The sequence below is a fragment of the Eisenbergiella sp. OF01-20 genome (assembly GCF_003478085.1).
GTDB lineage: Bacteria > Bacillota > Clostridia > Lachnospirales > Lachnospiraceae > Eisenbergiella.
Window position 1 is genome coordinate 51,435 of the sequence record NZ_QUES01000004.1, and the last position, 12,572, is coordinate 64,006.

The following is a 12,572-nucleotide window of genomic DNA, read 5'->3' on the forward strand; positions in this document are numbered from 1 at the left end:
GGAGAGGGTATGAAGGATTGGAATGCAAAATGGATCATGTTTGAAGAATGCCCGGAAAATACCACTCCGGTTTTCCGTAAGGAATTCTGCCTGGAGGAAAAGCCGGCAGAAGCGTCTCTGGATATCTGCGGACTCGGTTTTTATTTGCTGGAGATCAATGGGATGCGAGTGGGAGAGGAGCTTCTGCAGCCCGCGTTTACCGCTTATGATAAGACGGTGCTCTATAATACCCATGACATTACGGATTTTCTGGCAGCAGGAAACAATGAGATACGGGTAACACTGGGAAACGGGTGGTTTCATGAACCGGGAGAGGATTGTTTTGATTTTGAACATGCGGTATGGAAAAACCACCCCCAGATGATATGCCGGCTCTATGCGGACGGACGGGTTATATTGCGGTCGGACTCTGGATGGCAGTGCAGGGAAGGAAAATGGAGCTATAATTCCGTACGGTTCGGGGAAACTTATGATGCCGGCGCAGAGGAAAAGGAATGGAGACAAGCCGCCGTAGCCAAAGGTCCCGGCGGCCTGCTGAAAAAACAGAAGCTTCCCGGGATCCGGATTCAGGAATACAGGGAACCGGTGACAGTGAAGGACAAGGTGTACGATTTCGGCTGCAATCTGTCCGGGGATGTGGAAATAACCCTGGAAGGGAAACAAGGGGAAACCGTGGAAATCGTGTATGGGGAACGGCTGGATGCACGGGGCGGGATCGATCAGACGCTGATTAAGCGGCATGGGGATATCCCGAGAAACCAAATCGATTATTACCGTAAAGGGAAAGACGGGGAGGAAACCTGGCATCCGGAATTCAGTTATAAAGGATTCCGCTATGTACAGGTAAAAGGAGATGCGGCCGTTGTTCAAATCAAGGCCCGCGTATTTTACACGGATTTGCAGACAGCCGGAGGCTTTCAATGCCCGGACGTTTGTCTGCAGCGTATTTATGACGCGTCTCTGCGTTCGGTGCGGACTAATTTCCATCATATTCCCACCGACTGCCCTCACCGGGAAAAAAACGGATGGACCGGGGACGCCCACATGTCCTGCGAATTTGCACTGCTGAACCTGGATATGGAGGATGCCTACCTGCAGTATCTGGACAGTCTCACGGACTGTCAGTGGCCCAGCGGGCAGCTGCCGTGTATCGCGCCCACCAGTGTATATGGTTATAACTACCAGAGCGGCCCTACCTGGGACGCAGCGCTGATTTTTATTCCCTGGCAGTTATATCGGTTTACGGGGAAAACGGAAATCCTGGAAAGATATTATGAAGCCATGAAAAAATATCTGCATTATACCCGGCAGATTTCGGAGGAAGGGATCTGCAGAAGCGGCCTGGGGGATTTTCTGCCGGACGAGGCGCAGGAGGTATGTCCTGCGGGCATGATCCTCAGCTGCTTTATCATGCGCATGGCGCAGATTATGGAACAGATATCCGGTATTCTCGGAAAAGAGGATGGGAATGAGTGGCAGACCCTTGCTGCATATATAAGGAAAGCGGTCATCCGGGAATATTACGGATCATGCAGGATAACGGAGAGCTATTTAAGCTGCGTGCTCTTTTTCGGGTTATCGGAACATCCGGAAAAAGAAGCAAAAGAGCTGGCAGGTATCGTGCGGGAGAAGGAATACCGGGCCGGGGGAGGTATCTTCGGATCCATTTATACATTGGAAATGCTCACGAAATACGGATACCTGGAGGATGCGCTCCGGGTGGCGGGACAGAAGGAATGTCCCGGCTGGGCTTACATGCTTCAGGATGGAGGAAATTCCCTGTGGGAGCACTGGAACGGAAAACAGGGATCGCTGAACCACCATATGCGTTCCGCCATCGGGGCCTGGATGTTCAAGGCTCTGACCGGGTTGGTTCCGGAGGAATGCGAACCCGGCTGGAGAAGGATTGTATTGAGACCGCATGTTACGGAACGGGTGACCGGATGCCGTGCATGGCACCGCACGCCCTGGGGAATCGTAAGGATTGCTTTGGAAAAAGGAAGACTTTATGTGGAATTGCCCGAAGGCGTATCCGCCTGTGTACACTGGAACGGAAAACCATATGAATTTACAGGCTGCCGGGAACTGCAGCTGTGGGAAACAACAGAGTAAAAGGAAGGAAAACCTGGCAGGAAGGGGAGACATTCTGCCAGGTTTTTGTTACTGCCCACGCCGTGACCAATAACATGCATAAATCCATTTCAAATTGCCTGTGGCGTTTGTGTTTATGCACACTTGATCACTTTCTCACGTACTGTGCAGGAAATGCACAGTACTGAGTGAACAGTTACATGTTTTTCATCCGTATGGAAATCACGGGGCTTTTCTTCTTTTACATCAGCAGTGAATGTGGTATAATGTCCGCAGGGCGGACATGATACCTGCGCATCCGGTTTCTGCGTCAGCCGCAGAAAGCCGGGCGCTGAAATCCCCCGGAGGGCATGCCTGCGAAGCAGGTAGGGTATAATGTCCGCAGGGCGGACATGATACCTGCGCATCCGTTTTCTGCGTCAGCCGCAGAAAACCGGGCGCTGAAATCCCCCGGAGGGCATGCCTGCGAAGCAGGTATGATATCATGTCCGCAGAACAGACTAAAATTTCTCTCATGGACAGAGGAAGAAAAGCGGTACGATGGATACAATATATGTGGTTATAAAAGGAGATCATACGGACGAGGAGCAGATACGGCGGGCAGGGGATATCCTGAAAGCGGGCGGTCTGGTGGCGTTCCCCACGGAAACGGTTTATGGCCTGGGAGGGGATGCGCTGAATCCGGATTCCTCTAAAAAAATATATGCGGCCAAAGGAAGGCCTTCGGATAATCCTCTTATTGTGCATATCTGCAGATGGGAGGATATTTACCGGGTAGCGGAAGAGGTGACGGAGGAGGCCGGGCGTCTGGCGGAAGCCTTCTGGCCCGGGCCTCTTACCATGATTCTGAAAAAAAAGGATACGGTTCCCGCAGAAACCACAGGAGGCCTGGATACGGTGGCCGTCCGTTTTCCCTCCCATCCGGTGGCCCGGAGGCTGATTGAAGCGGCAGGAGGTTTTGTGGCGGCCCCCAGCGCCAATTCTTCGGGAAAGCCCAGCCCGACTATGGCGGAATATGTGGCGGAGGATATGAACGGAAGGATAGATATGATTCTGGACGGCGGAGCTGTGGGAATCGGTCTGGAATCCACCATCGTGGATGTTTCGGGGGACAAACCCACCATCCTGCGTCCTGGCTATGTGACGCAGGAAATGCTGGAAAAGGTGCTGGGAGAGGTGTCTGTGGATCGGACGATTCTGGACGGCAGCACCGCACAGCGGCCGAAGGCTCCGGGCATGAAGTACAGGCATTACGCGCCCAAAGGAGAGCTTTCTATTGTGGAAGGGGACCCGGAGGCGGTTGTGGAGCGTATAAACAGTCTGTGTGCCTGCGCGGCGGCCGGAGGAAAGAAAACCGGGATTATTGCCACCGATGAGACTTTTTCCCGCTATAAGGCCGCAAGTGTAAAAAGCGTGGGAAGCCGGGGGGATGAGGAAGCCATTGCCCGCAGCCTGTACCGGATACTGCGGGAATTTGACGATGAAGAAATAGAAGTGATGTATACGGAGTCTTTTCCCGCCTACGGAATGGGGCAGGCTATTATGAACAGGCTGCTGAAAGCGGCGGGACACCGGATAATCAGAGTCTGAAGAAAGTTAAAAATGATCATTCATATAATCAAAGACGAAAGGCGGAAAGGTGCGTATATGTTGGTAGCATTAGGAAGTGACCACGGCGGTTATGATTTAAAACAGGAAGTGATCGGATATTTGAAGGAGAAGGGGATCGGCTACAGGGATTTCGGATGCACGGGCAGGGAGTCCTGTGATTACCCGGAATTCGGCAGGGCGGCCGCGGAAGCGGTTGCCGGCGGGGAATGTGATAAGGGAATTGTTATCTGTACCACGGGGATCGGCATTTCCATTGTGGCGAACAAGGTGAAGGGAATCCGGTGTGCGCTTTGTGCGGATACGGTTTCCGCAAGGCTTACCCGAGAACATAATGATGCGAATATTTTGGCTATGGGAGCGGGCATCATAGGAAAGAACCTGGCGCTCAGTATAGTGGAGACATTTTTGAACACTCCTTTTTCAGAGGAAGAAAAGCATGCCCGCAGGATCAGGGCAATTGAATAAAAAGCAGATTACACAGGCAGAAAGATAAAATGATATGCAAACGTAACCGTTTTGATTTGTCTGAACGGTTATATAAAAACATACAGGAGGACAAATATTATGGCAAAGGTAGTAGTAATGGATCATCCGCTGATTCAGCACAAAATCGGGTATATCAGGAGAATCGAGACAGGTACGAAGGATTTCAGGCAGACGATAAGCGAGATTGCCATGCTCATCTGCTACGAAGCCACGAGAAGCCTGCCGCTTGCCGATGTGGAAATCACCACGCCCATCTGCAATACCACAGTTAAGGAGCTGAAGGGTAAGAAAATGGCAATTGTGCCTATTCTCCGTGCCGGCCTCGGAATGGTGGACGGTGTGCTGAACCTGATTCCGGCGGCGAAAATCGGCCATATCGGCCTGTACCGGGATCCGGAGACACTGAACCCGGTGGAATATTACTGCAAGCTTCCTGCCGATTGCGCGGAAAGGGAGGTTTTTGTGGTGGATCCCATGCTGGCAACCGGCGGTTCTTCCGTAGCGGCTATCCAGATGCTGAAGGACAAAGGCTGTAAAAAAATCCATTTTATGTGTATCATTGCCGCACCGGAAGGAATTGCAAAGATGCAGGAAATCCATCCGGATGTGGATTTGTATGTAGGCGCGCTTGATGAGAAGCTGAATGATCATGGATATATTGTTCCCGGTCTGGGAGATGCGGGCGACAGGATTTTCGGCACGAAATAAAAAGAAATAAGAGGGATTTTCATGAAAAGAACCGATTATATAACCTGGGATGAGTATTTTATGGGAGTGGCCAAACTGTCAGGCATGCGTTCCAAGGACCCCAGCACCCAGGTGGGGGCCTGCATAGTGAGCCAGGACAACAAAATTCTGTCCATGGGCTATAACGGGTTCCCTATCGGCTGTTCCGATGATGAATTCCCATGGGATAAAAAAGGGGAGGAAGAGGATACCAAATATCCTTATGTCACGCACAGTGAATTGAATGCCATACTCAATTACCGGGGAGGGAGCCTCGCCGGAGCCAAGCTTTACGTTTCCCTTTTTCCTTGCAATGAATGTGCCAAGGCCATTATCCAGAGCGGCATCAGAGAAATTATTTACGAATGTGACAAGTATGCGGACACGCCCGCTGTGCGGGCTTCCAAGCGTATGCTGGATGCCGCGGGGGTATCATACCGGCAGTATGAATCGGCCGGCCGCAATGTGACAATCGAACTGTAAAGGAGAAATCGGATGAAGACAGCTGGAAAGCGAAGGCTGCTGGCAGGATTTTTAGCGGTTGTGATGTTTTTGTGTATCCCGGTTATCCGGGCCGGGGCAACTTCTGATACGAAAGAAAAGCTGGATAAGGCAAAGCAGGAAAAAGAAGCTACGGAGAATCAGAAGAATGCCACAGAAACCACAATTGATAATATGGAAGAGGCCAAGACCGGTCTGGCAGGGGAGCTGGCCGGGCTTACCACACAGCTGACGGAGGTAAGCGACAACCTGGAAACCATAGAAAACAATATTATCGCAAAAAACGAGGAAATTGCCAAAACCCAGGAGGAACTGGAGGAAGCCAGGGAATCGGAGGAATGGCAGTATACTTGTATGAAAAAGCGGATCCAGTTCATGTATGAGCAGAACAGCCAGATGTATCTGGAGGCGTTGTTTTCCTCCTCCTCATTTGCCGATTTCCTGAACAAGTCGGAATATTTTGAACAGATTGCGGCTTATGACCAGAAGATGCTTGCCCAGTACAAGGAAACAAGAAAACAGATAGAAGAAAAAGAAGCACAGCTGGAGAAGGAAAAGGAAGAGCTGGATGAGATGAAGGCTTCCGCTGAGGCGGAGCATGAAAAATTCAGCGGCCTCATCAATAAAACCAAAGGAAGCATAAACAGCTATTCCAACCAGATCGCGGGAGCGGAAGCCCAGGTGGCGGCGCTGGAAGCCCAGATTGAGGAACAGAACAAAAATATTTCCGCTCTGCAGAAGCAGCTTGCCGAAGAAATGGCAAAATCCAGACTGGCCGCAAATTCCAGCTGGCGTGATATTTCCGAAGTGACCTTTACGGAGGACGACAGATACCTTCTTGCCAATCTGATCTATTGTGAAGCGGGAGGCGAACCCTATGACGGGCAGGTAGCCGTTGGCGCGGTGGTAATCAACCGGGTGCTGAGTTCCGTTTACCCCAATACCCTCTCCGGCGTTGTATACCAGAACCGACAGTTCGAGCCGGTTTCCACAGGGCGTCTGGCTCTGGCTCTTGCGGAGAACAGGGCGACCGCCAGCTGTTACCGGGCGGCGGATGAAGCGATGAGCGGTATGACCAATGTGGGGAATTGTGTCTATTTCAGAACACCTATACCCGGTCTGGAAGGGATCAATATCGGAGGGCATGTTTTCTATTAAAACTATTTGAGGAAGAGAAATCTTCCTCATTTTTTATATTATCCACTCAAACTTCGCAGTGGCCAAATGGCCCTCCGCCCGCTGTGAAGTTTGAGTTATCCATATATAAATAATTTGCAGATAATTATTTTATATTGCCATATTAACAATATGATGTTAAAATTAAAAATATAAATATTTTATCATTCATAAACGGGAGGATATATATGGGAATTGATATTGTACGAGGAGTAATTAAAAATACAACTGCAACGGAGATGTTAATTCACTCTCTGGAAAATGCGCAAAGCAAATTACCGATAAATGGTACTTTATATTTGGGATATCCTTTAAATGCGACAACCGATTCGGTGGTTTCTGTTGATGCATTATTGGTTTGTAAAGAAAAAGGATTATTGGCATTTATTTTTAATGAACCTGGCAGTAGTGATAAGGAAGCCCAGGATCGATTGTATTTTCAATTTCAAAATGCATTAACGAAATATGAGACTCTTCGAAAAGGCAGGGAGCTCGCTGTCAGGCCTCAAATAATTTCATTTTTCCCAATTCAAGAGATACCTGATTCAAATGAGATATATACTTATTGCAATACAGATACAATAGAAGATGTATTAAAGAAAGTTCCGGATTTTGATGATACGCTTTATACTGTATTGTGTGAATCATTACAAAAGATTTCTTCTATGAAGCCTAAGAAGAAAAGGTTTGCAATAAAAAAACAAGATTCATATGGCGGAATTATAAAGAAAATTGAAGCTGAAATAGCTAATTTAGATGAGTGGCAAAGAAAAGCTGCTTTTGAGGTACCGGATGGGCCACAAAGGATACGCGGGTTGGCTGGATCTGGAAAAACAGTAGTACTGGCATTAAAAGCAGCGTATTTGCATTCGCAACATCCAGACTGGACTATCGGGGTTACATTTTATACAAGATCACTTTCCCAACAGTATAAGGAGATGATTACGAATTTTACTTATGAATATATGGGAGAACAGCCGAATTGGGATAAGCTGCAGATTTTACATGCTTGGGGAACTACAGCGGAACCTGGAATTTATTCGGAGATTGCTAAAAGAAAGAATATTATTCCAAAGAACTATGTAAATGCAAAAAACCAATATGGAGTACAGAGAGCATTTCAGGGTATATGCGAAGAACTTCAACATTTAAATGGGAGCCAATTTGCCCCTATGTATGATGCTATTTTGATCGATGAAGCACAGGATATGCCGGCTGCATTTTTTAGAATTTGTTATGATGCAGTAAAATATCCGAAAAGAATAATATTTGCATATGATGAATTACAAAGTTTAAATAGCAATACTATGCCAAGTATTAGCGAAATGTTTGGAACTGATGAACAAGGCAATGCAATTGTATCTTTATCAAATCATGAGGATGAAGCAAGACAGGATATTGTATTGCCTATATGCTATAGAAATACGCCGTGGGCATTGACGGTAGCACATTCTTTAGGATTTGGAATTTACCGGAAAGCGGGGATTGTCCAATTATTTGATGACTTGAGTTTATGGGATGGTATAGGATATAAAGTGACAGATGGTAATTTACAGTTCGGTGAAGAAGTACAATTGAAGAGAAAAGAGAGTTCATATCCTGAGTATTTTTCACAACTTTTAGAACCTCAGGATGCAATAATGATTAAAAGCTTTAAAAATGTATATGAACAGTATCAATGGGTATCAGAACAAATTGAAAAGGACATTAAAAAGAATGAATTAGACCCCGATGATATTCTGGTTATTTTTCCTGAAGCGTACTATTCTAAAAGCCAATATCATGATTTAGGGGAATTTTTGGAACAGCGGGGAATTAATTCTATTTTAGCTGGTGTTAATGCAGATAGGGATACATTTAGAGTTGAAAATTGTATTACTTGCTCAAGTATTTATCGGGCCAAAGGAAATGAAGCACCAATGGTTTATATAGTAAATGCTCAGTATTGTGCAAAAGGAACCGAGATGATAACGCTTCGTAATACATTATTTACTGCAATTACCCGTTCTCGTGCATGGGTTCGTATATGCGGAATTCTACCGGATATTGAGATAATTGAGAATGAAGCCAGAATGTGTATAAGCAATAATTTTGGTCTCAGGTTCAGAATTCCAACGAAAAAGGAATTAGAAAGCCAACGATTATTATATCGTGATCGTACGGAAAAGGAAAAGAGAAAAATAAAAGAAGCAACGGATGCGATAAAATTTATTATGGAATCATATGAAAAGGGAGAAATTGATTTAGAAGAGCTACCTGAATTAAATAAACTTTTTAATGTAGTAAAAAAGGCAGAAGATATGGAGGGGGATTATGAATAAGAATGTTGAAAATACTTTGCAACAAATAAATAATACCCTTGATATACTTATCGCACAAGGGATTGTGAAGTATATTCAGCCTTGCCGTATTAAGGAAAACAAAAAGGAGGGGATAACCAGTATAACCTGGAATAACCATGTGGGGGGAAGGGCTGTAAGTGGAAAAGCCTTTAATACTCCAGGGCAGTATTTTTCTATTTTGGCATCTAATGCTTATCAGGCAATAATGATTGACTATTCTGTAGTTCGGGTATCGTTTACATTTTCTAAGGAAAAATTAGTTGCCCAAAATTTATTGTGGTGGCCCTGTCCTGTTTTAATGGATGATGAAATGGAAAATGAATTTGGACTCTTTGAAAGTGTTAAAGTAATGCTTGAAGATATAGAATCTGAAAAATATTTAACTATGCGGACACCAATTAGAATTGATTTTGACAGTTCAAATAATTCATATTTTCATCCAAGGGCACATACCCATATTCAACATCATGATAGTAGAATTAATAATATTGCGCCAATTTGCTTTAATTGTTTTATGAAATTTATTTTAGAGACACATTACCCATACTTAAATGTTGATTATCGGGGATGGAATTATTTAGAGTATCAATATGATGATAAACATACAAATAAGAAATATAATTCTAATGTATGTATATTGTATAAATAATTAATAAATTTCTGTATCTAAAAGGTGGTTAAGGAAATGGAAAGCAAAGCATTATTAATTAAGCAACAGATAAAAAAACAATTCAAAAGTATAAGGCAATTTTCCATAGCTGTCAATATACCTTATAGTACGATTACAGTTGCTTTGGATAAAGGGGATAGAGGCATTGATACTATGGCTTATGGGACGGTAATTACAATTTGCAAAAAATTGGGCATTGATCCCATAGATTTTTTACCACAAAATCAAAATAACGGAATGCTTTTGCCGCAGGAAAAGAGACTTTTATTATATTATTCAGAATTAAATGGTAAGGGAAAAAGTAGAATTTTTGAGCAAATCGAAGATATGAGAGAGTTAGAAAAGTATAGAGAAAATAGCAAATAAAACATGAATGGCCATGGTCGGAATTTAGCTGTATATACCATGGCCTTTATTAATACAGGAAGTTGGTCATTTGTATACTATCAGCACTGGTGCAGCAGGCTTTCCGAAGGATCAAACCGGTTAATCGGGGCGGTAAGCTCCCCGAGCTTACCCGCATATATCCGGTTCAGCAAAGCATCCAGAGACAACAGGGCGGCCTGAAGCAGGGGAATCGTGAGGAGCCCTTCCGTTAGCGCCTGGGAAATTTCCCCCAGATCCACCACCTTCACAAAGCCGTCGGGATAAATAAGCACATCTGCCAAAAGGTCGGTAACGACCAGGGTATTCGATTTTTCGTCGTAGCTGTGGGTGATGATATCGCAGTAATAATAGAGCAGCGTATTATCCGCCGCGTAGAATTTGCTGATTTTATAGCCTTCGTCAAAGAAATAGCAGGAAAAGCCGTGGTGGAGATCCTTTCTTGGCTTCAGCGTCTGCCAGCTGGTAACCAGAATGTTTCCCTCATGCAGAAGGATCCTGTCATCTTTCAGAAGAACGCATTCTTCGGGAATCAGACGTCTGCGGTACAGGATGGGATCTTTCATAAGCGCCTCCTCCTCCTTTGGGACGCATCAGACTGCGTCTGCCGGGGTTTGCCAAAGGTTATAAAATGAAGTATGTATTTGTCCAAAATACTACACGTAACGGGACAAAATGTCAATGAAAAAAACCACTGTTTTGGTAGACAGAATCCGGGAAAATGGGTATAATCATAAATGAGTGTTTTTACCCTGGACAAAGTGTACCATAAACGGTGAAAGGAATACGGAAGTGGATAATCATGTTTTCAGGTATTTATCCCTGATAACCCAGTTTGGAATTTATATGCTGGTCCCCATTTTTTTGTGCTCCTTTGCGGGCATGTTTTTGGATAAAAAGCTTGGCACATCTTTTTTTATGGTCATACTGTTCTTTGTCGGTGCCCTTGCCGGGTTCAGGAACATATATGTATTGGCACAAAAATTAACCAGGGACAAGAGTAAAGGCAGCCATGATGAAAAATCTTCTGGAAAAAGTAAATGAAACGGTCCTGGAATTATGGACGGGCATACTGCTGTGGGGAATCGTCTGTCAGCTGGTCCCCGTGTGGTTTGTAAAGGACAAGGCAGGCTACAGCCTGGGACTATGGCTGGGAATCCTGCTAGCAGGCGCTTCGGCTTTCCATATGTGGTGGTCCCTGGATAAGGGGCTGGACAGAGGAGGCGCCGCCCAGGGCTATATACGAAAGCACGCTTTTGTCAGATATGCCGTGATAGTTGCCGTATTTGCGGCGGTAATGCTTACGGGGGCGGCCAATCCTCTGGCGGCTTTCCTGGGAATTATGGGATTGAAGGCGGGGGCATATCTGCAGCCCTTTGTGCATAAACGCCTGCATCCTGAGGAGGATAGGGAAGACTCCCCGGAATGGAATAGGCAGGCCGGCCAGACAGCCGGCGCCGAAAATGAAGAAAAGAAGGAGGTGAACCTATGATGAATGGTATTTTGTTGTCCGCGGAGTCGGAAGTGGATTTTATGATACACGGAATCTTCTCCTACAGCTTTTTCGGACATCAGGTGTGGATAACGACCACCCATGTATGCCTGCTGATTGTCATGCTTGTGCTTATCGGGTTTGCCATTGCTGCAAACCGGGCGATGAAGCATGCTTCAGAAGTGCCCGGTGCCTTTCAGAATATAGTGGAGATGGTGGTGGAAAAGCTGGACGGCATGATTCAAAACGTAATGGGCAGGAATGCGGTGAAATTTGCTAACTATATCGGCACTATTTTTATTTTTATTCTGATAAGCAATATCTCGGGGCTGTTCGGCCTGCGCCCGCCCACGGCGGACTATGGCGTAACGCTTCCCCTGGGGCTTCTGACATTTACGCTGATCCACTTTAATAAGCTGAAACACCAGAAGCTGTCAGGTGTCCTGAAGGGCTTGTGCGAGCCTTGGCCTATCTGGGCGCCCATCAATATCATCGGTGATGTGGCTGTTCCCATATCCCTGTCCCTGCGTCTGTTTGCCAATGTGCTTTCCGGTACTGTCATGATGGCGCTGGTATACGGACTGCTGAAATGGTTTGCGGTAATATGGCCGGCGGCTCTGCACGTATATTTTGACCTGTTCTCCGGTGCGATCCAGACATACGTATTCTGTATGCTGACCATGACTTATATTTCAGATGCAATCGGGGATAAGTAAGCGGAAACAACAGCGCGGATGGAACCAGCGCAATTGTTCATAAATAAGAAAATAATTTTTAAACCGCTTTTATGCGGAAGAATGGAGGAAATTATGGAGTTCAATGAAAGCTTTATTCTGGGATGTTCAGCAATCGGTGCAGGTCTTGCGGTTATCGCAGGTATCGGACCTGGTGTAGGACAGGGTATTGCAGCAGGACATGCTGCCGCAGCCGTAGGACGTAACCCCGGCGCAAAATCCGATATTACATCCACAATGCTTCTTGGACAGGCAGTTGCCGAAACAACAGGTCTTTACGGACTTCTTGTTGCCATGCTGCTCATGTTCGTTAAACCGCTGATTTAAGGTGCGGCCTCAATCCAAAAAATGAATGAAAG

The 12,572-nt window shown here is 45.8% G+C and carries 14 protein-coding genes; 13 read left to right on the top strand and 1 reads right to left on the bottom strand.

Annotated elements, in window-relative coordinates; genetic code table 11:
- Positions 1 to 9 precede the first annotated feature (9 nt).
- The 9 genes from DXA36_RS07220 to DXA36_RS07265 all read left to right on the top strand — a co-directional run bounded on the left by DXA36_RS07220 (position 10) and on the right by DXA36_RS07265 (position 9,969).
- Positions 10 to 2,112 (top strand): family 78 glycoside hydrolase catalytic domain, encoded by a 2,103-nt coding sequence (locus DXA36_RS07220; protein WP_118677798.1) that lies wholly within the window; start codon positions 10 to 12, stop codon positions 2,110 to 2,112.
- A gap of 519 nt (positions 2,113 to 2,631) precedes the next feature.
- Positions 2,632 to 3,681, top strand: coding sequence for an L-threonylcarbamoyladenylate synthase (locus DXA36_RS07230; protein WP_118677802.1), 1,050 nt, complete (start codon positions 2,632 to 2,634; stop codon positions 3,679 to 3,681).
- A gap of 60 nt (positions 3,682 to 3,741) precedes the next feature.
- The gene (gene rpiB, locus DXA36_RS07235; RefSeq protein WP_118678125.1) at positions 3,742 to 4,167 is read left to right on the top strand and encodes a ribose 5-phosphate isomerase B; all 426 of its coding nucleotides are present in this window, start codon (positions 3,742 to 3,744) and stop codon (positions 4,165 to 4,167) included.
- A gap of 99 nt (positions 4,168 to 4,266) precedes the next feature.
- Positions 4,267 to 4,896 carry a uracil phosphoribosyltransferase gene (gene upp, locus DXA36_RS07240; RefSeq protein WP_118677804.1) on the top strand — a complete coding sequence of 210 codons (630 nt, stop codon included), beginning with the start codon at positions 4,267 to 4,269 and terminating at the stop codon, positions 4,894 to 4,896.
- A 21-nt stretch (positions 4,897 to 4,917) separates the two neighbouring features.
- The gene (locus DXA36_RS07245) at positions 4,918 to 5,397 is read left to right on the top strand and encodes a deoxycytidylate deaminase (RefSeq protein WP_118677806.1); all 480 of its coding nucleotides are present in this window, start codon (positions 4,918 to 4,920) and stop codon (positions 5,395 to 5,397) included.
- Positions 5,398 to 5,409: 12 nt separating this feature from the next.
- Complete coding sequence (locus DXA36_RS07250) at positions 5,410 to 6,573, top strand: cell wall hydrolase (RefSeq protein ID WP_118677808.1); 1,164 nt, start codon at positions 5,410 to 5,412, stop codon at positions 6,571 to 6,573.
- Between the two features lie 206 nt (positions 6,574 to 6,779).
- Entirely contained in the window at positions 6,780 to 8,912 is a 2,133-nt protein-coding gene (locus DXA36_RS07255) for a DEAD/DEAH box helicase (RefSeq protein ID WP_118677810.1), read from the top strand.
- Entirely contained in the window at positions 8,905 to 9,582 is a 678-nt protein-coding gene (locus DXA36_RS07260; protein WP_118677812.1) for a DUF2290 domain-containing protein, read from the top strand. Before DXA36_RS07255 ends, DXA36_RS07260 begins: the two co-directional genes overlap by 8 nt.
- 36 nt (positions 9,583 to 9,618) lie before the next feature.
- Entirely contained in the window at positions 9,619 to 9,969 is a 351-nt protein-coding gene (locus DXA36_RS07265) for a transcriptional regulator (RefSeq protein WP_118677814.1), read from the top strand.
- Between the two features lie 80 nt (positions 9,970 to 10,049).
- Here the strand turns inward: DXA36_RS07265 and DXA36_RS07270 are convergent, their stop codons facing one another.
- Positions 10,050 to 10,553 (bottom strand): DUF402 domain-containing protein, encoded by a 504-nt coding sequence (locus DXA36_RS07270; RefSeq protein ID WP_118677816.1) that lies wholly within the window; start codon positions 10,551 to 10,553, stop codon positions 10,050 to 10,052.
- A gap of 226 nt (positions 10,554 to 10,779) precedes the next feature.
- Between DXA36_RS07270 and DXA36_RS34190 the strand changes: the two genes are divergently transcribed.
- The 4 genes from DXA36_RS34190 to atpE all read left to right on the top strand — a co-directional run bounded on the left by DXA36_RS34190 (position 10,780) and on the right by atpE (position 12,540).
- Positions 10,780 to 11,031: an AtpZ/AtpI family protein gene (locus DXA36_RS34190; RefSeq protein WP_118677818.1), complete on the top strand. Its 252-nt coding sequence runs from the start codon at positions 10,780 to 10,782 to the stop codon at positions 11,029 to 11,031.
- A complete protein-coding gene (locus DXA36_RS07280; protein WP_118677820.1) occupies positions 11,000 to 11,479 on the top strand; it encodes a hypothetical protein in 480 nt (159 codons plus the stop codon). The genes DXA36_RS34190 and DXA36_RS07280 overlap by 32 nt, the downstream gene beginning before the upstream one ends.
- Positions 11,476 to 12,195, top strand: a complete 720-nt coding sequence (atpB, locus tag DXA36_RS07285) for a F0F1 ATP synthase subunit A (protein WP_118677822.1) — start codon at positions 11,476 to 11,478, stop codon at positions 12,193 to 12,195. Before DXA36_RS07280 ends, atpB begins: the two co-directional genes overlap by 4 nt.
- A gap of 93 nt (positions 12,196 to 12,288) precedes the next feature.
- Positions 12,289 to 12,540 (top strand): ATP synthase F0 subunit C, encoded by a 252-nt coding sequence (gene atpE, locus DXA36_RS07290; protein WP_009251917.1) that lies wholly within the window; start codon positions 12,289 to 12,291, stop codon positions 12,538 to 12,540.
- Positions 12,541 to 12,572: the final 32 nt, after the last annotated feature.